The following is a 21,077-nucleotide window of genomic DNA, read 5'->3' on the forward strand; positions in this document are numbered from 1 at the left end:
ATTGATGATTTTACGCGCGATGGGATCGTCCAGGGCTTTACGGAGGATTCGAACGTCAATCCAGTACTTGAGATGACGCGGCTCATTGCCGTTCAACGGGCCTTTGAAGCAATGAGCGCCAGCCTGGAACAGCGCGACCAGGCCTTTCGTGATACAATTCAGAGCCTTGGCGCGCGCAGCGGGTGAGCGGACATTCCTCGAATTTCAAGCTTCAAATGCTCGCCCGTCGGGTGACAGCGGCCGCGGCAGAAATGCCGTTTGCGCGCTCCCTTGGTGAAATCCGTGCCATTGGGCCTGGCGTGCTGGAAGTCGCCGGTCTCTCGTCCGGCCTCCGCCTTGCGTCACTCGTCGAGATCACTACGGCACGTGGTGCCGAGCTTGCCGAAGTGATCCGCCTCGATCACGACGTCGCTCATTGCAAGCTCTACAATGTTAGGGCTTCCGTGGCGTTGGACGATCCGGTGCACACACGTGGCGAGATTGTCTATCATCCCCATGAAAGCTGGCGTGGTCGCATCATAGATGCATTGGCGCGGCCGGCGGATGGTGGCAGCGGCCTGCTCAGGGGTGAGCGCCCGTTGCGGCTCGTATCCTCCCCACCTGCCGCCATGGCACGACAGATCGTCTCGAAGGGCCTCGGCACGGGGGTCAGGGCGGTTGATTTCTTCACGCCCCTTTGCTTCGGGCAACGCATCGGCGTTTTCGCCGGATCGGGCGTCGGCAAGTCAACTCTGCTGTCTATGTTCGCGCGCGCGGCCGCCTTTGACAGTGTGATTGTCGCCCTGGTCGGTGAGCGAGGGCGCGAGGTCCGCGAATTTGTCGAGCACACGCTGGGCGCTGCAGCGGCAACGGCGATCACAGTTCTTGCAACTGGTGATGAGAGCGCAATGATGCGGCGCCTCGCGCCACAACTCGCGACGTCTCTGGCCGAACACTTCCGTGACCTTGGACAGAATGTCCTGTTGATCATGGATTCTGTTACCCGATATGCCCATGCATGCCGCGAGGTAGCCCTGGCAGCGGGTGAACCACCTGTGGCGCGCGGCTATCCCCCGTCGGTGTTCAGCGATCTTCCGCAGCTTCTGGAGCGCGCCGGCCCCGGAGTTGATGGGCAGGGCACCATCACTGGCATCTATTCCGTCCTGGTTGATGGCGACGATCACAACGACCCGGTGGCGGATGCTGTTCGTGGCACGCTCGATGGACACATTGTACTCGACCGGGCCATTGCGGAGCAGGGCCGTTACCCCGCGGTCAATCTTCTTTCGTCGCTCTCCCGCCTGTCTCAACGAGTATGGACGCCTGACCAGGCCAAGGCCGTGCAGGAGCTGAGGAAGCTCGTGGCGCGCTTCGAGAACACGCGTGACCTTCGTGCGATGGGTGGCCACGCGCCTGGTGCGGACCCTGAACTCGACCGCGCCATTGACGTTGTGCCCAGGCTCTACAGGGTTCTTGCCCAGCAGGTCTCGGATCCGCCGTCGGATGATCCGTTCCGGGAGATTGCCGTCGCGCTGTCAGGCAGCCTCTGAAGCTACCTGTTCGCGCGAGAGAATCTGATAGCCGAGATAGCGCTTGGTATCGATGGGATCATAGCCAAGCACGTTGCGCAGCTTCTTCCGCAGCTTGCTGATGTGGCTTTCGACTACACTTTCCTCAACTTCCTCATCGAAGAGCCCATAGACGGCATTGAAGATCTGGTTACGGCTCACGCGGCGGTTCCTGTTGCCCGCGAGATACTCCAGAATCCTCCGTTCCCGCCGCGGAAGCACCAGCGAGCGTCCGCCGACTTCGGGATCACGGCCGTCGTTGAAAACGCGCAGGTCCCCGAGGTCGGTTGCCTTGAGTTGAATGCTGGCACGCCGGCGAATTGCGCCGATGCGGGCAATGATTTCGCGGGCATGCACCGGCTTTCGCACCACGTCGTCCATCCCGGCCGCAAAGAGCTTCAGTGTTGATTCGAGACCTGTCGAATCATTGAGAGCAATGGCGGGCGCTTCCGAACGTGTCTTGATGGCGCGCGTCACCGTTTCCCGATGATCGAAGTCACCAAGGATGAAAGCCTCAACTGCAGCAAGGTCGGGGCCGCTTGTTGAATGGAACCAACTGTTGAAATCGGTCGGCGTGAAGCTGGCGGCGGAAATGCCTTCGCGCCCAAAGCTGGCGCAATAGGCGTCCGTCACATCGCTGCGGTCATCGACGAGAATGATCATTTTGCAGTCTGCCTTCTTAAGTTTTCGGGATGCCGATCTAGTTGGCAAGAGCAGTTTCAAGAATATCTCGTTAATAATTCATTAAATACCAAATAAATCATGGATTTATACTAACAGTAATTGAATTCATAAAATGACTTATAGTCCATATGATATCATTTAATACTCCAACAGCATTAATTTACACTTTGTATAGCCTGTTCAACTTGGAAAATGACACAGGGGGTCGTCTCAGACGGGTACCCGAAAAGGTGGTATAAAATTATTAATACACCCTTGACGCGAATATTCCGCCGAGGTTTAACTGTGACCAGACGACCGATCGATTCAACCTGTAATATGAGGAGACCCATGGATAACCTGCTCAAGGACAGTGCCATGACACAGCCCGAGGATAGCCTCGTGCCTCAGGATGGCTTCCTCTTCATTGGGGAACTGGCCAAGCTGACGGCCACCGATCCGAAGACAATCCGTTTCTACGAGCGTGTCGAGTTGATCTCGCCGCCAAGGCATGGCCGCTTCCGCACCTATCTCGCAAGTGACGTGCGGCGCCTCAAAAATATCCTCACCCTGCGCCGGTTGGGTGTTTCCATCGCCCAGATTCGTGAGATTCTCGACATGCTCGCGCCAGAGGAAGACGTGCTGTCCAGCGAGAAAGCAGTGCGCCACCTGAAGCAGCACCTCGACCTGCTCAAGAACCGCCAGGGCGAACTTCTCATGCAGATCGAGAAGACAAGTAGCGCCCTCGACAGCCTCGTCGCCTAGACGATGCCGGCGGAGGTGCCCTCGACAGGGGGGCGTTCCTCCGTCTTCGCCACGCGATAACCGCTCGACCGATAGAGGCCGAGCGGGTCGATCGCTCCTCCCTTTCGCCGTCTTGCTTCTGCGAGGATCGGCGACACATCGGTGATGAAGGCCTGCTTGATGATGCGGTGGCCCAGCATCACGTCGCTTGCGCTCTGCGCAGACTCCAGCAGTTTCCGGTCAATCAGCGTCGCCTGTACGAAAGCGCGCTGGATTTCCATCGCCGACACCGTGAGGCTTTCGATCGGATCCGTCACATTGTGCGACTGATCTATCATGTAGGCAGGTGAAAATCCTTCCACCTGGCGCAACTCCGCATCCACCAGTTCATTGAACACCAGGAACAGGCGGAAAGGATCGACCGAGCCCGAATCAAGGTCATCGTCACCGTATTTCGAATCATTGAAATGGAAACCGGCCAGCTTCTTGGCGCGAATCAGCCGTGCCACGATCTGCTCGATGTTGGTGTTGGGCGCATGATGCCCCAGGTCGACGAGGCAGCGAGCCCGGGGGCCGAGCTCGAGAGCTGCCATGAAGCTTGAACCCCAGTCGGAGATGACCGTCGAATAGAATGCTGGCTCGTAGAGCTTGTGCTCAAGAAACACGTACCAGTCCGTGGGCAGCGCGTCGTAGACGATGCGCAGCGCTTCCATGTAGCGGTCAAACGCGGCATTGAGGTTCGACTGGCCGGGGAAGTTCGAACCATCCGCAATCCAGACGGTGAGCGCTGTTGAGCCAAGCTGCCGCCCGATCTCGATGCATTCCAGATTATGCTCTACCGCCTGCATGCGTGTTGCCTTGTCGGCATGGGTGAGCGAACCGAACTTGTAGGAAAGGCGCTGGTCGCGCTGGTCCTGGAAGGTGTTCGAATTGACTGCGTCGAAGCCCAATTCATGCGAGGCCGCTTCCTGGCGCAGTGCGTTGTAGTCCTTCACCTTGTCCCACGGAAAATGTGGTGAGACGTTGGGTGTCACGCGGGTCAGCTGGTTGATGACGCTGCAGTCCTCAAGCTTGTCATGAATGTTGCGCGGCTCGCCGGGGCCGGGAAAACGCGCAAACCGCGTGCCGCCAGTACCCACGCCCCAGGTTGGTACGGCAACCGCATAGGACATCGCCCGCTCGGTCATTGCCTCGATGGAAATACCCCGTCGCGCCAACTGCCTGCCGAGCGCGTCGTAATCCTCAGTCTGCGCAGCCTCATGCTTCGCGTTCTCAGTCGCAATGTAGTCTTCGGAAATCGCAAAGCTCATTGCGCTACCTCGTGAAGGATGCGGCATTGCCGGCATCGACGTTGAGGAAATTGCCCGTCGACTTGTTGGAGAGATCAGAGGCGAAGAAGTAGACGCCCTCAGCAATGTCCTCCGGATAGACGGAGCGCTGCAGTAGCGAGCGCTTGCGGTAGTGCTCCTCCAGCTCGTCCTGGCCAATCTTGAGAGATGCAGCGCGCTGCTCGCGCCACGGGCCCTGCCAGATCTTGGAGCCGCGCAGCACGGCATCCGGGTTCACCACGTTGACACGGATGCCAAGCGGCGCGCCCTCAAGTGCCATGCAGCGCGCAAGGTGCAGTTCTCCTGCCTTCACGGCGCAGTAGGCGGAAGCACCCGGAGAGGCGGCCACGGCATTTTTGGAGCAGATGAACACCATGGAGCCACCGAGGTTCTGGCGTTTCAGCAGGCGATAGCCTTCGCGGCCAACAAGGAAGTAGCCCGTGCCCATGACGGCCTGGTTCTTGTTCCAGAGGTCGAGGGTCGTGTCCTCCACGGGTGCCGCGATGGTGATGCCGGCATTGTTGACGACGATGTCAACGCCGCCAAAAGCCAGTGCGGTCTCGTCCATGGCGCGAATCACGGCGTCTTCCGAGGTGACATCCATCTTCACGCCCCGGACGTTGTCCTTGCCGTAGGTCTTGGAAAAGCCAGCCGTCACCTCATCGAGCGAGGTCTGGTCGATGTCCGCCAGCACCACGCAGGCGCCTTCGGAAAGCAGCTTCGCGGCGATCGCCGATCCGATGCCGCCAGCACCACCCGTGATGAAGCCGACGCGGCCCGCGAGGCTTTTCGGCTTCGGCATGCGCGAGAGCTTGGCCTCCTCGAGCAGCCAGTACTCGATGTTGAAGGCCTCCTGCTCCGGCAGGCCCTTGTAGGCCGAAACGCCCGATGCGCCGCGCATCACGTTGATGGCATTCACGTAGAACTCGGCTGCGATGCGGGCGGTTGCCTTGTCCTTGGCAAATGACAGCATGCCGACGCGCGGCACGAGGTAGATCACCGCATTCGGATCGCGAATGGCGGGTGAGTTTGCGTGCTTGCAGCGCTCGTAATAGGCCGCGTAGTCGGCCCGGTAGCATTCGATCAGCTTGTCGAGCGCCGCGCCATCGGCGTCGTGCGGCACGATCAGCGGACGGATCTTGGTGCGCAGGAAGTGGTCGGGGCAGGAGGTGCCGAGCGGCGCCAGCATCTCCAGCATGATGGAGTTCACGAATTCCAGCACCTCGGGAGAATCGACGAAGTGCCCGATCTTGCGCTCGTGCTTCGAGATGCGGCCACGGATTTCGGGCAGCAGGCGCAGCGCCACGGCGCCGCGCTCGGCATCCGGCAGGGTCTCGACCTTGGCGCCCTTGAAGGCGGGCTTGGCGGCGTTGCGTTCCAGCCAGACGGCGGCCTTGTTGATGATGCGCAGTGTCGTGTCGTAGCAGTCCTTCGCGGTGTTGCCCCAGGTGAACAAGCCGTGGCTGCCGAGCACGACGCCCACATACTGCGGGTTCTTCTTCGCCATTTCGCCAAGCTTGATGCCAAGATCGATGCCGGGGCGCTGCCAGGGGAGGTAGCCCATCTCGTCGCTGAAGATTTCCTTCGTGAGCTTTTCGGAATCTTCCGAGGCGGCGATGGCGATGACGGCATCGGAGTGCACGTGGTCGACATGCGGGTAGGGCACATAGCCGTGAAGACAGGTGTCGATCGAGGGTGCCCTCGGATTGAGCTCGAAGATGCAGTGGTTCAGTGCGTGCACCATCGCATCTTCATGGTCGAGGCTCTTGTAGAGACCTTTCAGGGATTCGAGCTTGTCCATGTAGAGGGTCGCGAAACCATCGAGTTTCATCGAGCCGATGTCGCCGCCGGAGCCCTTGACCCACAGCACGGTGGTGGGGTTGCCCGTCAGCGGGTCCTTCGCCACGACCTTGGCAGAGGTGTTTCCGCCGCCGAAATTGGTGATGCGCAAATCCGCGCCCAGCAGATTTGAGCGATAGAGGAGGAGGCCCGGCTCATCCATCTTGGCGGCCTTGGCGTCGTCCCACAGGGAAGGGACAGTGGCGGAATTGCTCATGGTGCACTCGCTTTCGGGAAGAACGAACGCGCCGGGTGTTGCCCGGCGCGCTCTGGGGTTTGATATTTAGAAGTCGAACTGGCCAATGTTTTCCTTGGTGAAGGTGTAGGGTGAGCCGAGCAGGATTTCCGAGCCGTTGATGACCTGGAGATCGCCGAGCTTGCCGGCCTTCACCGAGGTGGCGCCCGGCTGCAGCGTGCCGTCAGCCACGGAACGGAGCACCATCATCGCGGCGTAGCCGAGATCGACGGGGTTCCACAGCACCACCGACTTCACGCATTCCTTTTCGACATAGGGCTTCATGGCATTCGGCGTGGCGAGACCCACAACCGAGATCTTGCCGCACTTGCTGGCCTGGGTCACGGCTTCGGCCGAGGCCGGAGTCGCTACCGAGGTCATGCCGAAGATGCCCTTCAGGTCATCGCCATATTTGTTGATGAGGGTGGTGGCCTGGTTGAAGGACAGGTTGTTGTCTTCCTGGGCTTCCACCGTCTCGAGCCACTTCATCTTCGGGTGGCACTGCGCGGCATAGGTCGCCATCTCGGCGATCCAGCGCGCCTGGTTGGGCGTGGTGAAGGTGGAGGTGACGATGGCGACACCCGCATCCTCGCCCGCTTCCTTGGCCATGTTGTCCACCAGCGCCTTGGCGATGCCGTTGAACTGCGCCTGGTTGACGAACCACTGGCGGGCGTCCGGCGTCGAGTTGGCGTCATAGCCCACCACGTTGATGCCCTTCTCCAGCGCCTTCTTCAGCACCGGCGCGATGGCCACGGGGTCATTGGCGGCGAACAGGATGCCGTCAACGCCGCTGGTGATGTAGTTGTCGAGGAAGGTGATCTGCTCGTCGATGTTGGCCTTGGTCGGGCCGTCGGTCTTGGCGTCGACATTGCCGAGTTCGGCGGCGGCGTCGGCGATGCCCTTGGAGGTGGCGTTGAAGTAGCCGATGCCGATCAGCTTCGGCACGTCGACCACGGTGATCTTCTTGCCCTTGCGGTCCGGCGGGTTGGTGGGAACGCCGCCGTCAAAGGGTTTGGCAACCGCCGCCGCCGGCGTGCCGTCGCAGGCGAGCGGGTTGGTCGGCAGATCGTCGCCGCCGGTCCAGGCGGAAGCGGCAAGGGCTGAGCCGCTCATCAGGCCGAGGCCCAAGATGGCGGCGAGGGTCAGTTTCTTCATGTCGTTTCTCCCATGTTTGTCTCCTTGGCTCACAGGCGGTTGAGCCCGGAGACAGCCTCCCTTGGTCAGCCGCCTCTGTTCCTGTCGAACAACGCGCCCACCAGGATCGCGCCGATCAAAACCAATCCGATGACGACGATGGTGCCGTCGCCCTTGACGCCCGACAGCGCCAATCCGTTTTTCAGCGCCTGAATCAGGATCAGGCCCAGTGCCGTGCCGATGATGGTGCCGCGCCCGCCGAAGATCGAGGTGCCGCCGAGCACGACGGCGGTGATCGCATCGAGCTCCAGCCCGGTGCCCATGTCGGAGCGCGTGGTGGTGACGCGCGACACGAAGATCACCGCCGCGAGCGCCGCGCAGAAGCCGGACGCCGTGTAGATCCATAGCTTCGTCGCATTGACGCGGATGCCGGAGAAGCGTGCGGCCACCTCATTGGCGCCGATTGCGTAGGTGGCGCGGCCGAAGGGGGTCAGCCCCAGGATCACAGCGGCGATCGCCGTGGCGATGCCCAGCACCCAGAGCTGGAAGGGAACGCCCAGAACCTCGCCCTGGCCGAAGAAGAAGAACCATTCGGGGTAGCCGCGCACCGAGCGGGCCTCGCTGATGCCTTCCGCCAGCCCGCGGTAGAGCGCCAGCGTCGCCAGCGTGGCGATCAGCGGCGGCACGCTGAAGCGGGTGATGATGAAGCCGTTCACCCAGCCCGCGAAGGTGCCGCAGGCGAGTGCGAGGAACATGGCCGCAGGCAGCGGCAGGCCGACATTCTTCCAGAACACGCCGAGCAGGATGGCGGTGAGCCCGAGGATGGAGCCCACCGAGAGATCGATGCCGCCCGTGACGATGACGAAGGTCATGGCGAGCGAAATGAGTCCCACCTCCGCCATCAGCCGGCCTTGGTTCAGCAGGTTGTCGACAGTGAAGAACTTGTCGGAGAGCGAGGCGAGCACGATCATCGCGATGACGGTGAGGACCGCGAGGATTGTCTCATGCCGGAAGACCTTTGCCGCCGTCATGTGTCCCTCCGGCGGCGGACCATGTCGGCGAGCACGGTGGCGAGGATCATCAGGCCCAGCACGGCGCGCAGCCAGTAGGCCGAGACGTTGAGGAAGATGAGCGCCGAGCCGATGCAGGCGAAGAGGATGGCAGCCAGAGTCGAGCCGATCACCGTGCCGGTGCCACCGAGGATCGACACGCCGCCGATTACCGAGGCGGTGATGATGGTGAGTTCGAGGTTGGGCGGCACGGTGGACTGGATCACTTGCAGCTGGGTGGCAAAGAGAATGCCGGCGATCCCCGCGAAGAGGCCATGCAGCGCGAAGACGCCGATCACCGTGCGCTCGGGGTTGATGCCTGCCGCGCGCGCCGCCTCCATGTTTCCGCCCACCGCATAGATGGAACGGCCGAAGTCCGTGTAGCGCAGGAAGAGGGAGGCGATGATGGTGAGCGCTACCATGAACCACACGGCAGACGGAATGCCGAATGGCCGCATCTGGGCGATCATGAATTCAGGCGGCAGGTTGGATATCCATTCGCCCGCCGTGGCGCTGATCAGGCCGCCCTTGAGGATCGACAGCATGCCGAGCGTGACGACGATCGATGGTATACGCGTATAGGCAACGAGCGCGCCCACGCCGGCGTTGACCGCGATGGCGAAGAGAATGGGAACCAGCCATGCCACCCAGATCGGATAACCGCTCACCGCCAGCGTGCCGGCGATGGTGGCGATGACGCCGATCAATGCACCGACCGAGACGTCGATGTGGCCGGCGATGATGACCATCGACATGCCGATCGCGGCGATGGCGATATAGGCGTTGCCGGCGAAGATCGAATTGATGTTGGTGTCGGAGAGGAAGCGCTGGTTGACCGCACCCACCACGACGAAGAGCGCCACGATGGAGAGCGCCACCACGATCTCCTGGCCATAGCCCGAGAGGAAGCGGTGCAGGTTGGTCCGGCCGGGTGAGAGGGCAGCCACGCTCATGCCGCCTGCTCCTTGTCGTAGCTGCGCGTCATCACCGTGCCCACCGCTTCCGCCGTGGCGTGGTCCTTGTCGAACTCGCCGACGATGCGGCCGCCGTTCATGACCAGCACGCGGTCGCTCATGCCCAGCACTTCGGGAAGCTCGCTAGAGATCATCAGGATTGCCATGCCTTCGCCGGCGAGCTTGCGCATCAGCTGATGGATCTCGGCCTTGGCGCCCACGTCGATGCCGCGCGTCGGCTCGTCCATGATGAGGATGCGCGGGTTGGTAGCGAGCCACTTGCCGAGTACCACCTTCTGCTGGTTGCCACCGGAGAGCTGGCGCACCAGCTGGTCGGGTCCACGCGCCCTGATGCCGAAGCGGGTGATGGCGTTTCGCGCCTCCGCGGCGACCTTTGCTGCGTCGACGAAGATGCCGCGCGTCAGCCGCTTCAGATTGGCGAGAGCGATGTTCTCCTCGATGGACTGCGGCCGGATCAGGCCCTGCTGGGCGCGGTCTTCCGGCACATAGGCGATCCCCAAATCGCGAGCACCTTCGGGCGAGGTGATGGAGACGGGCTTGCCGTCGATCAGGATCTGGCCCTGCGTGGCAGGCGTGATGCCGAAGATGGTGAGGGCCGTTTCGGTGCGGCCCGATCCGACGAGGCCTGCGAGGCCGAGGATTTCGCCGCGCCGCAGCTTGAAGGAAATGTCGCGCACCACGCTGCGGTGGGAGACAGCGGTGAGCTCGAGGATGACGTCGCCGTCCGTGCCTTGCTTCGCCGGATAGAGCCGGTCGATGGAGCGGCCGACCATCATGGAGACGAGGCCTGGCTCGTCGACCTCCGAGATGGGCTTCGTTGCCACCAGGTGGCCGTCGCGCAGCACGGTGACGCGGTCGGCGAGCGCGAAGATCTCCGGCATGCGGTGGCTGACATAGACGATGGCCACGCCGCGTTTCCGGAGATTGCGTACGATGCTCATGAGCCGCTGCACATCATGTTCGGCCAAGGCCGCCGTGGGCTCGTCCATGATCAGCACGCGGGCGTCCTGGGCCAGCGCCCGGGCGATCTCGATCCTCTGGCGGTTGCCGACCGAGAGGTGCGCCACCTTCTGGTCGATGTCGAGGTCGCCGCTGTCGAGCGAGTCGAGGAGCTCACGCGAGCGCTGGCGCATGGTCTGCCAGTCGATGGTGCCGAAGGAGGTCTTGGGCGTCTGGCCGAGGAAGATGTTCTCGGCCACTGTCAGTTCGGGGAAGAGCAGCAGTTCCTGGTGAACGGTGGCGATGCCGGCGGCATGGGCATCCTTGGGCGAGGTGAAACGTACCACCGCGCCGTTCACGAGGATCTGGCCCTCGTCCGGCTGGTAGAGGCCAGCCATCACCTTGATCAGGGTGGACTTGCCGGCACCGTTCTCGCCCATCAGCGCATGCACCTCGCCGGGGCGCATGTCGAAGCTGACGTCATTCACCACCTTGATGCCGGCGAAGGACTTGGAAATCCCGCGCAATTCAATGGGTAGCCCGGCACCTGATGCCGCTGCGTCACCAATATGCTCGGTTCGCATGTGATCGCTCCCATTCCACCCTGCCGCCGCCCGCGATTCACTTTGTCCACGGGTCTCTTCCGGGCCTGTTTACAGGCCACAAGCGGTGAGCGATAATAGACATCTGTGAGCAAAAAGCGTCAAGTGAGTTAGTTTATGAGCTTTGAGTGATTTTTGCAGTGCACAAATGAGTAAAGTTACTCACATGACGTGGGACGATCAATGACCGAAGCCGAGCGCCACAAGTTAATGCTGGACCTGCTGCGGGACCGGCCCTTTGCCTCGGTCCGCGACCTGCAGGCGGTGGTGGACGCTTCGCCAGCCACCATCCGGCGTGATATCGGCAAGCTCCACGCGACGGGAGCGGTGCGCAAGGTGTTTGGCGGCATCGCCGCCGCGGAGGCGGGGGGCCTCGAGGGCGTCACGGCGCGGCCCTTCACCGAGAACCAGATGCTGGGGGTGGCAGCCAAGAAGGAGATTGCCCGGGAGGCGGCAGCCCTCGTGCAGGATGGCGATGCGCTGATCATCCACGGCGGATCGACCTGCTACCTCTTCGCGCTGCTGCTGGCGAACCGCAACGTGAGGATCTTCACCAACTCCATGCCGCTGGCCGCGACGCTGTGGCAGAACGGCACCTGCCACCTGTCGCTGGCCGGTGGCGAACTCTACCGCGAGCCAGGCCTCGTGTTTTCACCGCAGGCGGGGCCGCCAGAATTCTACGCCTCAAAATTCTTCCTCGGCGCACAGGCGATCACGCCTGCGGGCATACAGGAATCACATCCTCTCATCGTGAGGGAGACCGAGCTATTGCTGCAGCAGGCCGATGAAGTGATCGTGCTCGCCGACAGCCGCAAGTTCGGCATGCGCGCGCGAAACACCATGATGCCCCTCAACCGCATCGGCACGCTGATCACCGACGACGGGATTTCCGAGGCAAATCACAAGATGCTCACAGACGCCGGCATACGGGTGATCATCGCCCGGCCGAATGCCGAATTTTCATGAGTTTTTCATAGGTTTTTGGGCGCTCTGCCCAAACTTGGCCGGGTTTTGCGGTTATAAGCCTGCCCATGTCGAGAGTGATTTTATTCATTGCCGTGCTGCTCAGTGTCTTCGCCGCTCCGGCGCAGGCGCAGACCCTCAATACCAGCCAGTTCAAGATCGAATGGCAGGTCACCAACCGGTTCCGGATGTTCCAGGATCCGGGCTTCTTCAAGCAGCACGAGAATGCCTGGCGCCAATATCTGCTCCACGTCGACCAGCAGGGCATGGCCTCGGATGCGCGCGATTCCTTCGTTGCCCGCAGCTCTGTTGTCGGCTCCGAGCATGTGCTGAATGACCGCTTCATCGCCTTTAGCAACATCCTGCGCAAGAACGTCGACTGGCGCGGTTGGGCCGCCAAGGGTCAGGACGCGACCTGCTATGATCCGAAGAAGCGCACCTACTCCGCCTGTGGCGGAATCGATGCCTATGTCACGCCGCAGTCGAACGCGATCGAGATGTGGCTGTCAGGACAGAACGTTCCTGCCACGGCGGTGTGCGAGTGGCGGATCGGCGGGCAGGTCGTGGCCCAGACCTCCTGCGCCGACCGGGTGAGCGGCGCCGGTGTCGAACTCCCCTATCCGGGTGGTGCAGAAATCTCGGTCAATGTTGTCGGCGAGGCACCCATCATCACCGAGGCGCGTGTGAAGGACCTGCTGATCGCGGGGCTCGGTGACAGCTTTGCCTCCGGTGAGGGCAACCCCAACCGCCCCGTCGCCTTCAGTGATACCCGCCGCTTCCGGAATTTCTATCCACTCCGCCGACAGAACGATGCAGGCGGCAATGCCGAATGGACGGATGAACTCTGCCACCGCTCGCTTTATGGCCAGCAGCTGCGCGCTGCGCTGCAGATTGCCATCGAGAACCCGCAGGCCTCGGTCACCTTCCTCGACTACTCCTGTTCCGGCGCCAGCATCGCGGAGGGCATCCTGGGTCCCCAGACCTATGTCGAGCGCGTCGCGAGCACCGAGCGCTCGGCACAGCTTGCGGCACCGATGATCGCGGGCGGAGCCAAGGACTCGCAACTCTACCGCCTGATGCGCGAACTCTGCCGCGACAAGCCGGAGACGAAGGACGGCATACCCACTTGCCCTGGAAACAACTTCCGCCGCTCGCTGGACTTCATCTTCCTGTCGGTGGGCGGCAATGACATTGGCTTCTCCAACATCGTCGCCTGGGCGTCGCTGCGCGACTCCGTCTCTGCCACCATCGCCTCGTTCTTTGGCGCAACGGTGAGCGCAAAGGAATTCGCGGCACGCATGCGCGACATCCTGCCCGACGCCTATGCGCAGCTTGCCTCCGCAATGGAACGCACTCTGCCCGTCACCTCCGCCGGTGATGGCGTATTCGACCCATCCCGTATCGTGCTCACGGCCTATCCGGATCTTGTCACCAATGAGACTGGTGACATTTGCGAGGCCTCACCCGAGGATGGCGATGGCGCGGACCGCTACGCCGCCAACCAGTCGCTCGACATGTTCTCGTCCTGGCTCACCGCGCGGCCCGACCGACTGGCCAAGGTGCGCAAACAGTTCTCCCGCCTCTACACGCGCATGCGCGACCTTGCGGGCGACCATGGCTGGACCTTTGCGGGGCGCATCTATGCCGACAAGATGTTCGAGGGCCACGGCTTCTGCGCCCAGAATATCAAGCGAATCACCGACCCGGCAGAACAGTTGATGATGCCCTGCCACGGCACGGCGGAGCGCGATACCCAGACCTGCCAGACCAGCCTCTCCGGCAAGGAAGGTGCCTGGCGACCATACGATCCAGCGACACAGAATTACCCCTATGCCCTGCGCCAGCGCTGGGTGCGGACCTTCAACGATGCCTACCTCGTTATCAACCAGAAGGTACGGGACCGGTTCGGGAAACTGGACGAGAAGGCCTCGGCCGCGGTGTTCTCCGAGACGACGGGTGCGCTTCACCCGTCCGCCGAGGGCCATGCCGCGATGGCGGACAGCCTGATGCTGACGCTGAGGCCGGTCGTCTATGACATGCTCTACGGCGACCGCTGATCGGCCTTGCGGAACTGGATCAGGATCTGGCCGAGGCGAATGCCCCACTTGCTCATGGTCGAGCGGTTGAGGACGAGGCCCGGGCCTGCCTCGTAGAAAGCATCATCGAAATGCATGGCGATGGCGCGCTTGCCGATCTTGAGCCTGAGATCTGACGCGAGATAGGCAACGCCCTCCGCAAAGCGGCCCTGTGCCTCCGCAACGGAGTCATCGGCGCGGCCTGTGAAGTTACGACCGGTCCCGCGGGTTAGCACCCAAGTGCGCTCCTGCCGCTCGCCGTCATCAAAGATGAAACGCTCATGCAGGCGCAGGGTGTTGCCGTCTGCCTGGCCGTTCATGTCCACGGTGAAGCGGCGACGAACGCGGCCCTTGCGGTCCTCGAAGACGCCGTTGGCATAAGTAACGCCCTCCAGCCAGGAGAGCAGATCGAAGGGAGCCGTATCATTGCGCTTGAGCATGACCCAACTACGGCGCCAGCCCGGCAGCCGATCACTCAGGCCGGTGGAAACGGTAAATGCCGACGTCGATTGAGCCTTCGCGGAAGCCAGCCTCGCAGTAGGAGAGATAATAGGTCCAGCGGCGACGGAACTTCTCGTCGAAGCCGAGCTTGGCGATTGACGGCCACGCCGCCTCGAAGCGCTCCCGCCACAGGGCAAGCGTCTGGGCGTAGTCGTTGCCGAAGACCTCGACGGCCTCGAAGTTCAAACCTGCGCGCTGCGCCTGATCGGCGAGGATGCACTTGGTGGGAAGCATGCCGCCCGGGAAGATATAGCGCTGGATGAAGTCGGCCTTGCGCCGGTAACCGTCGAACAGGCCGCGATCGATGGTGATGGCCTGGACGGCAGCGTTGCCTCCCGGCTTCAGACGGTCGTGCAATACTTTGAAATAGGTCGGCCAGTTTGCTTCGCCCACGGCCTCGATCATCTCGATCGAGGCAATGGCGTCGAATTGCTCCGTCGTGTCGCGGTAGTCCTGGAAGCGGATCTCGGCGCGCTCGCCCAGCCTGCTGCGGGCAAAGTCGAGTTGCTCACGCGAAATGGTGAGCCCCGTGACGTGGTGGCCGCTATCGGCGGCAACTTCCGCGAAACCGCCCCAGCCACAGCCGATCTCAAGGATGTTGGCGGGCTTTTCGAGGCGGAGCGCATCGATGACCAGCCGGTATTTCGCGAGTTGGGAGGCTTCCAGCGTCTCAGCGCCATTTCCGAAGAAGCCCGACGAGTAGCTCATCGTCTCGTCGAGCCACTGGGCGTAGAAGTCATTGCCGAGATCATAGTGGGCGCTGATGTTGCGGCGAGACCCGGCGCGCGTGTTCTGCTGCAGGAGGTGGAAGATACGGTCGCCGATGCTCTTGAAGAAGACCGACTTGCCGGCGCGGTTCAGGGCATCCCTGTTCCCCAAGTAGAATCGCAGCACGGCGGTGATGTCGGAACTCTCAACATCGCCCAGCATGAAGCTTTCAGCGAAGCCCACGGCGCCACGGCGCATGGCAGAGAACACCGGCTTGTAATTCCGCAGTGCCAGATCGCAGTGGATGCCCGGGTTCTGGAAGCCGATGCGGTGCTGGCGCCCCGAGGGCAGCGTGAGGGTGATGCCGCCCGCGACATCGCGCGGTATCAGGCGGCGCCCGGTGGCGGCCACGGCCTGTCCGATGAGGCTCTCGCGCGTGTGAAGAGTTTCGGTGGTCATGGCAGTGTATGAGCCTCGGGCAGATAGTCGACAGTGTGGTTTGGGGCGGCAGGCCGGCGTTTGAGTTTGAGGCCCTTCCACCAGAGTTTCAAGGCATGAAGATGGATGGCGCCGATCACCTTCAGGGTGAGGAATGGAAAGCCCAAGAAGGAGCGCAGCAGGTTGGCATCGGTCAGCGGCCTGCGGGTGCCGCTGACATAGGCCTTGAGCACTGCCGCCCCGTCGACACTGAGGGCCACGCCCAGGGCCATTTTCTCCTCAGGAGCCGTGAAGTTGAAGGTGTAGTGGCCTTCCACTGCATTGAAGGGGGAAACGAAAAAGTGCTTGGGCGCGCTCTGCGCCATGCTGTGACCCACCGGCAGCACATAGGAGTGGCGGCCGCCGAAAGTGTTGTTCACCTCGTAGATCATCAGGCGCAGCCGGTCGTCCCCATCAAGGCCATAGTAGACGGTGATCGGGTTGAAGACATAGCCCAGCACGCTCGGGTAGCAGAACATGAAGACGCGGCCCACGCAGGCGCCGCCCTCCGCAGCGTGCACCAGTTTCCAGGCGTGCTCGCGCACCGGCGTTCCGTCGCCCGGCCCGTGGTTGCGGTCCATGACAGAGAACAGGTTCAGGCGGTTGTAGCTGAAGAGCTTCAGTGAGCCTGACAGTTTGTCCAACTGATCGACGTCGGCAAGCAGATTGAAGACGCGGTAGCGCAGTTCGTGGCGCAGCGGATTGAGACGCCGGTGAACGACTTCGCCATGATAGAGGCAGCTTTCTGCCATGTCAGTCTACGGACACTTGGACGGGCGGCGACCGCGGGTCCTGTGGCCCCAGGTGAATGCGACCGGATTCATTGGCGACCGACCACGGGCGCTTCAGATAGCCCAGGTGCTCTGCCACTGCGAGGCCTGACTGGATGCCGTCCTCGTGGAAGCCGGAGCCCATGTAGGCGCCGCAGAACCAGGTGTGCTGGGCGCCCTGGATCGTCCACATGTCGCGCTGCGCGGCCATGGCGGCGGGATCGAAGATGGGGTGTGCATAGTCAAATTCGCCCAGCACCTTGCTGACGTCCGGTTCGGTGAGCGGGTTGAGGCTGACGAAAAGTGGCACGTCGACGCTGAGCGGCTGAAGCTTGTTCATCCAGTAGGTGACGGAACTTGCCCCGTCGCCATGCGGCGGCAGGCCGGAGAGATAGTTCCAGCTTGCCCACAGCCTGCGGTGCCGCGGCATCAGGCGCTGGTCGCGGTGCAGCACGGCCCGGTTCTGCGAGTAACGGAAGCAGGAGAGCAGGCGGCGTTCCTCCGGCGAAGCATCCGACAGCATGGCCAGAGCCTGGTCGGCATGGCAGGCGAGCACCACGTCGTCGAAGGTCTGCTCCTGGCCGTTGACGGCGCGCAGCGTGACGCCTGTTGCCGTGCGGCGGATGGCGGCGATGGGCGTGCGGAGCCTGGTTTCGAAGGCGCCGTCGCGGATGACGCGTGAGACATATTCGCGCGATCCGCCCTTGACGGTACGCCACTGCGGGCGGTTCCTGATCTTGAGGAGACCGTGGTTCTCGAAGAAACGGATGAAGGCCCTGGCCGGGTAGTCCCGCATGTCACCAGGTGCAGCAGACCAGATGGCGCCCGCCATGGGCAGCAGGTGCCGGTCGCGGAAGTAGTCGGAATAGCCCTCGGCCTTGAGAAACTCGCCGAGCGTCACGTCATCCGACAGGGACGACAGCTTGGCGAGCGCAGTCTTGAAAAAGCGCGGAATGTCCCGCATCAGCTGCCAGTGGCCCGGGTTCAGCAGGTTCTTGGGTTGTCCGACCAGCTGGGAAAGGCCAGTGCCCGCATATTCATAGGCGCCTTCCCCCATCGACACGGAAAAGCTCATGTTGGAGGGGGCCGTCGGCACCTTCAGCCGGGCGAAGAGCGCGGTCAGGTTCGGATAGGCTGGGGGGTTGTAGACGATGAAGCCGGTGTCGACGGAGACGTCGGCGCCATGCACCTCGCAGTCGATGGTATTGGCGTGCCCGCCGGGTCGCGCGTCCGCCTCGATCAGCGTGACGCGGTGGGTGCGGGACAGGAGCCAGGCAGCTGAAAGCCCCGCGATGCCCGACCCGACGACGGCGATATGGCGTGGTTTCACGAAATCTGGTTCCTTGCCTGAAAAATCGGTACGCCCTGCCTCCGGGCACGGATCAGGTGATCCGGCCCTACCCCGAAAGCGTATCCCCGTCAAACAAGGGAACATGCTATGTATGCCGTCATGAACGTGGCAGACAGGCGAAAAAATGAGGAAAGACAACGCCTCGAGGCGTTGTTTCGGTCTCTTATAACGAGGGTGGCGCAAAACCGCGACCGGCAGGCATTTGCCCAGCTGTTCGACCATTTCGCGCCGCGCCTCAAGAGTTTCATCATGCGCAAGAACACTTCGGCTGAACTCGCCGAGGATCTGGTGCAGGAGGCGATGATCTCGGTGTGGACCAAGGCCGCGCTCTATGAGTCCTCCAAGGGCTCGGTGACGACCTGGGTTTTCACCATTGCGAGGAACCTGCGCATCGACAGGATCCGGCGGGACGTGCACATGCCGACGACGGAGCTCGGCGACTACGACGAGCCGTCAGAGGCGCCGGAAGGCGAGGAGCTTCTGGGTCGCAAGCAGGAGGATGGGCTGGTGGCCCGGGCCCTGCAGGGGATCCCCGAGGAGCAGCGGCAGATTCTCGTCCTGTCCTTTGTTGAAGAAATGCCGCAGAGCGAGATCGCAGAGAAGCTGTCGATCCCTCTCGGCACAGTGAAATCGCGCATGCGTCTCGCCTACGGGCACCTGCGCCGCATATTGGAGGCCGGACTTTGAAACCGAACCATCATCTCGATGACAGCACGCTGCTTGCCTATGCGGCGGGCACGCTTGACGAGGCTTTCTCGGTGGTTGCCGCGGCGCATGTTGCCGTTTGCCCGGCCTGCCGGAACGCGGTTCGCGCCGCCGAGGCTGTGGGAGGCGAGCTTCTGGAGACGGCAGGCAGTTCGGCCGTTTCGGATGATTGCCGCAGCAAGACGTTCGCCGCCCTGGAGCAGGCTGGAATCTACCGCCTGCCGGTGGCCGCTCCCCGCTCCAGCGTGCCGCGCGCGCTTGCCTCGCTTCTGCCTGTCGCCAACCTCGATGACCTCGCCTGGAAGAAGAAGGCGCCGGGCGTGGCAATCTTCGACGTGAAACTTCCGGCCTCGGCCAGGGGCCAGCTCAGGCTGCTGCGCATCGGCGCCGGTCGCGCCATGCCCGAGCATGGCCACGGTGGCGAGGAAATCACCATGGTGCTGAAGGGCGCCTACATCGATCATATGGGCCGCTTTGCGGCGGGTGACGTGGCCGACCTCGACGAGGAAATCGAGCACCGGCCGGTGGTCGAGCAGGATGGCGACTGCATCTGCCTTGTCGCCACCGAGCGCCCGACCCGCTTCAAGTCCATTGCCGCGCGACTGATGCAGCCCTTTGTGGGCATCTGAGGCGTGAGAAAACCGCTGCCTTGGAAGACGGCCTGGGTCACCGGGGCCTCGACGGGCATCGGGCGTGAGATTGTCCTGCAGCTGAAGGCGGCGGGCGTCAGGGTTGCTGCTTCCGCGCGGTCGCCTGAGAAGCTCGCGGCGCTTGGGCCAGGCGTCCTTGCAATTCCCCTCGATGTCACGGATGCCAAGGCTTGCCATTTTGCGGCGGAGCAGGTTGAGGCAGAGCTGGGCCCGATCGACCTCGTCGTATTCGGCGCCGGGACCTACGCGCCCGTCGCGGCGGACAACATCGATCCGGACCTCTTCGCGCACACCATGAACACCAACTACATGGGCGTGGTGAACTGCCTTGCCGCCGTTGCGCCACGGATGACCGCGCGTGGCAGTGGGCACATCTCGTGGATTGCCTCGGTTGCGGGCTTCATGGGGCTTCCCAAGGCTGCAGCTTATGGGCCGACCAAGGCTGCTCTCATCAACCTCGCGGAATGCCTTGAGCCCGAGATGAAGCTGAAGGGCGTGCTCATCAGCGTGATCAACCCGGGGTTCGTCGCCACACCGCTGACGGCGCAGAATGACTTCGAAATGCCCTTCCTGATGCAACCCGAAGAAGCCGGTCGCCGCACGATTGAGGGCCTCGCAGCAGGCCGCTTCGAGATTGCCTATCCGCGCCGCTTCGTGGCGATCTTGCGGACGCTCAGGGCGTTGCCTTATCCGCTCTTCTTCCGTCTCATCACGCGCTTCGTGCTGAAGGCGAAGTGATCACAGAAGGGCATGGTCAAGCCGAGCTAGTTCGGAGGCCTGCCAGTACTGGTGTCAAGTTCGGTTGAAGCGATTTCCTGTACCGGGTCGACTTCACCAACCATGATATGCTCAGACACGAGATAGCTGGGCCTGCCGCGCACTTCGATTGAGATGCGACCGAGATACTCACCAAGAACGCCTATTGCGACCAGGTTTACGGCACCCACCAGCAGCATGACGACCATGAGTGATGCATAGCCTGGTACGTCAATTCCCCAGATCAAGGCTCGCAGAATGATGAAGCCTGCAAACAGGACCATGAGAAGAACAAGGAAACTCCCGACATAGGTCCACATCCGAAGAGGAAGCGTCGTCGAGCCGGTCAGCCCATCAAGGGCAAAGTTCCACAGCTTCCAATAGTTCCACTTGGTGGAACCCGCAGAGCGGGCCGGTCGCTGATAGGTGATTGTGTATGGGTCAAAACCAACCCAGGAGAAGATGGACTTGTTGAAGCGCACCCGCTCGGTCAGGCTATTGATTATGTCAACGACCTTTCGGTCGAGAAGTCGGAAGTCCCCGACGTTGGGCTCGATTGCATGATCCGACATGCTGTTGAAGATCGAATAGAACCATTCGCTGGTCGCACGCTTGATGAGGCTGTCTGAACCTCGGTGCGATCGCTTCGCGTTCACGACCAGACGTCCTTGCAGCCAGACCCGCACCATCTCCGGCAGGAGCTCCGGCGGGTCCTGGAGATCGACGTCCATGGGCACGACAGCCTGACCGCGGGCATGCTTCAAGCCGGCTGAAACCGCATTTTCCTTTCCGAAATTTCGGCTCAAGCGAACAAGAATGACGTCGAAGTCAGGTGACTTGGACTGGCGGATCATACTGGCCGTACCGTCGTGGCTGCCGTCGTCGACAAAGACGATCTCGACTCGTCCTTCCGGCCCCAACAGTTGCTTCACGCCATGGATGCCTGGACGAATGGCGTCAAGAAAGGCCGGTAGCGCCTCTTCTTCATTGAAGACCGGCACGACCAGAGAAACCATTTTTGCATTCGTCTGCTGGTTCTGCGCCACGACTCAATCCCTCTGCATCAG

20 protein-coding genes are annotated in these 21,077 nt (G+C 62.2%); 8 read left to right on the forward strand and 12 right to left on the reverse strand.

Annotated elements, in window-relative coordinates; genetic code table 11:
• A partial coding sequence (locus tag WCJ41_RS15010) for a flagellar basal body rod C-terminal domain-containing protein (protein ID WP_336906644.1) occupies positions 1-186 on the forward strand: 186 nt, incomplete at its 5' end.
• Positions 187-215: 29 nt separating this feature from the next.
• Entirely contained in the window at positions 216-1,529 is a 1,314-nt protein-coding gene (locus tag WCJ41_RS15015) for a FliI/YscN family ATPase (RefSeq protein WP_336906645.1), read from the forward strand.
• On the opposite strand, the gene WCJ41_RS15020 is transcribed toward WCJ41_RS15015, so the two are convergent.
• A complete protein-coding gene (locus tag WCJ41_RS15020; RefSeq protein WP_336906662.1) occupies positions 1,515-2,210 on the reverse strand; it encodes a response regulator transcription factor in 696 nt (231 codons plus the stop codon). The genes WCJ41_RS15015 and WCJ41_RS15020 overlap by 15 nt on opposite strands.
• Before the next feature lie 351 nt (positions 2,211-2,561).
• Here WCJ41_RS15020 and WCJ41_RS15025 point away from each other — a divergent pair, with 351 nt between their 5' ends.
• Positions 2,562-2,975: a MerR family transcriptional regulator gene (locus tag WCJ41_RS15025; protein WP_336906646.1), complete on the forward strand. Its 414-nt coding sequence runs from the start codon at positions 2,562-2,564 to the stop codon at positions 2,973-2,975.
• Here WCJ41_RS15025 and rhaI read toward each other — a convergent pair.
• The 6 genes from rhaI to WCJ41_RS15055 form a co-directional block, all read right to left on the reverse strand.
• A complete protein-coding gene (gene rhaI / locus WCJ41_RS15030; protein ID WP_336906647.1) occupies positions 2,972-4,264 on the reverse strand; it encodes an L-rhamnose catabolism isomerase in 1,293 nt (430 codons plus the stop codon). The genes WCJ41_RS15025 and rhaI overlap by 4 nt on opposite strands.
• 4 nt (positions 4,265-4,268) lie before the next feature.
• Positions 4,269-6,338 carry a bifunctional rhamnulose-1-phosphate aldolase/short-chain dehydrogenase gene (locus WCJ41_RS15035; RefSeq protein ID WP_336906648.1) on the reverse strand — a complete coding sequence of 690 codons (2,070 nt, stop codon included), beginning with the start codon at positions 6,336-6,338 and terminating at the stop codon, positions 4,269-4,271.
• A gap of 66 nt (positions 6,339-6,404) precedes the next feature.
• The gene (locus WCJ41_RS15040; protein ID WP_336906649.1) at positions 6,405-7,511 is read right to left on the reverse strand and encodes a substrate-binding domain-containing protein; all 1,107 of its coding nucleotides are present in this window, start codon (positions 7,509-7,511) and stop codon (positions 6,405-6,407) included.
• A 65-nt stretch (positions 7,512-7,576) separates the two neighbouring features.
• Positions 7,577-8,521 (reverse strand): ABC transporter permease, encoded by a 945-nt coding sequence (locus WCJ41_RS15045; RefSeq protein WP_336906650.1) that lies wholly within the window; start codon positions 8,519-8,521, stop codon positions 7,577-7,579.
• Entirely contained in the window at positions 8,518-9,492 is a 975-nt protein-coding gene (locus tag WCJ41_RS15050; RefSeq protein ID WP_336906651.1) for an ABC transporter permease, read from the reverse strand. The genes WCJ41_RS15045 and WCJ41_RS15050 overlap by 4 nt, the downstream gene beginning before the upstream one ends.
• The gene (locus WCJ41_RS15055) at positions 9,489-11,036 is read right to left on the reverse strand and encodes a sugar ABC transporter ATP-binding protein (protein WP_336906652.1); all 1,548 of its coding nucleotides are present in this window, start codon (positions 11,034-11,036) and stop codon (positions 9,489-9,491) included. Before WCJ41_RS15055 ends, WCJ41_RS15050 begins: the two co-directional genes overlap by 4 nt.
• A 201-nt stretch (positions 11,037-11,237) precedes the next feature.
• Here WCJ41_RS15055 and WCJ41_RS15060 point away from each other — a divergent pair, with 201 nt between their 5' ends.
• Together WCJ41_RS15060 and WCJ41_RS15065 are read left to right on the forward strand one after the other, a co-directional pair.
• Positions 11,238-12,020: a DeoR/GlpR family DNA-binding transcription regulator gene (locus WCJ41_RS15060; protein WP_336906653.1), complete on the forward strand. Its 783-nt coding sequence runs from the start codon at positions 11,238-11,240 to the stop codon at positions 12,018-12,020.
• A 65-nt stretch (positions 12,021-12,085) separates the two neighbouring features.
• Positions 12,086-14,074: a hypothetical protein gene (locus WCJ41_RS15065; protein WP_336906654.1), complete on the forward strand. Its 1,989-nt coding sequence runs from the start codon at positions 12,086-12,088 to the stop codon at positions 14,072-14,074.
• Here the strand turns inward: WCJ41_RS15065 and WCJ41_RS15070 are convergent.
• From WCJ41_RS15070 to WCJ41_RS15085, 4 genes are read right to left on the reverse strand one after another with little or no spacing between them, the layout of a single operon-like run.
• Positions 14,059-14,532 (reverse strand): DUF3833 family protein, encoded by a 474-nt coding sequence (locus tag WCJ41_RS15070; protein WP_336906655.1) that lies wholly within the window; start codon positions 14,530-14,532, stop codon positions 14,059-14,061. The two genes, WCJ41_RS15065 and WCJ41_RS15070, sit on opposite strands and share 16 nt — an antisense overlap.
• Before the next feature lie 31 nt (positions 14,533-14,563).
• Positions 14,564-15,760 (reverse strand): cyclopropane-fatty-acyl-phospholipid synthase family protein, encoded by a 1,197-nt coding sequence (locus tag WCJ41_RS15075; protein ID WP_336906656.1) that lies wholly within the window; start codon positions 15,758-15,760, stop codon positions 14,564-14,566.
• Positions 15,757-16,530, reverse strand: coding sequence for a DUF1365 domain-containing protein (locus tag WCJ41_RS15080; protein ID WP_336906657.1), 774 nt, complete (start codon positions 16,528-16,530; stop codon positions 15,757-15,759). Before WCJ41_RS15080 ends, WCJ41_RS15075 begins: the two co-directional genes overlap by 4 nt.
• 1 nt (position 16,531) lies before the next feature.
• The gene (locus tag WCJ41_RS15085; RefSeq protein ID WP_336906658.1) at positions 16,532-17,878 is read right to left on the reverse strand and encodes an FAD-dependent oxidoreductase; all 1,347 of its coding nucleotides are present in this window, start codon (positions 17,876-17,878) and stop codon (positions 16,532-16,534) included.
• A gap of 120 nt (positions 17,879-17,998) precedes the next feature.
• On the opposite strand from WCJ41_RS15085, the gene WCJ41_RS15090 reads away from it, so the two are divergent.
• Genes WCJ41_RS15090 through WCJ41_RS15100 form a run of 3 tightly spaced genes read left to right on the forward strand, consistent with a single transcriptional unit; the run spans position 17,999 to position 19,992 of the window.
• Positions 17,999-18,586, forward strand: coding sequence for a sigma-70 family RNA polymerase sigma factor (locus WCJ41_RS15090; RefSeq protein ID WP_336906663.1), 588 nt, complete (start codon positions 17,999-18,001; stop codon positions 18,584-18,586).
• Entirely contained in the window at positions 18,583-19,233 is a 651-nt protein-coding gene (locus WCJ41_RS15095; RefSeq protein ID WP_336906659.1) for a ChrR family anti-sigma-E factor, read from the forward strand. Before WCJ41_RS15090 ends, WCJ41_RS15095 begins: the two co-directional genes overlap by 4 nt.
• A 3-nt stretch (positions 19,234-19,236) precedes the next feature.
• Complete coding sequence (locus WCJ41_RS15100) at positions 19,237-19,992, forward strand: SDR family NAD(P)-dependent oxidoreductase (RefSeq protein WP_336906660.1); 756 nt, start codon at positions 19,237-19,239, stop codon at positions 19,990-19,992.
• Between the two features lie 26 nt (positions 19,993-20,018).
• Here WCJ41_RS15100 and WCJ41_RS15105 read toward each other — a convergent pair whose 3' ends face one another.
• Entirely contained in the window at positions 20,019-21,056 is a 1,038-nt protein-coding gene (locus WCJ41_RS15105) for a glycosyltransferase family 2 protein (protein ID WP_336906661.1), read from the reverse strand.
• Between the last annotated feature and the right edge of the window lie 21 nt (positions 21,057-21,077).

The sequence above is a fragment of the Aestuariivirga sp. genome, from assembly GCF_037139295.1.
In the GTDB taxonomy this organism is placed as follows: domain Bacteria; phylum Pseudomonadota; class Alphaproteobacteria; order Rhizobiales; family Aestuariivirgaceae; genus Aestuariivirga.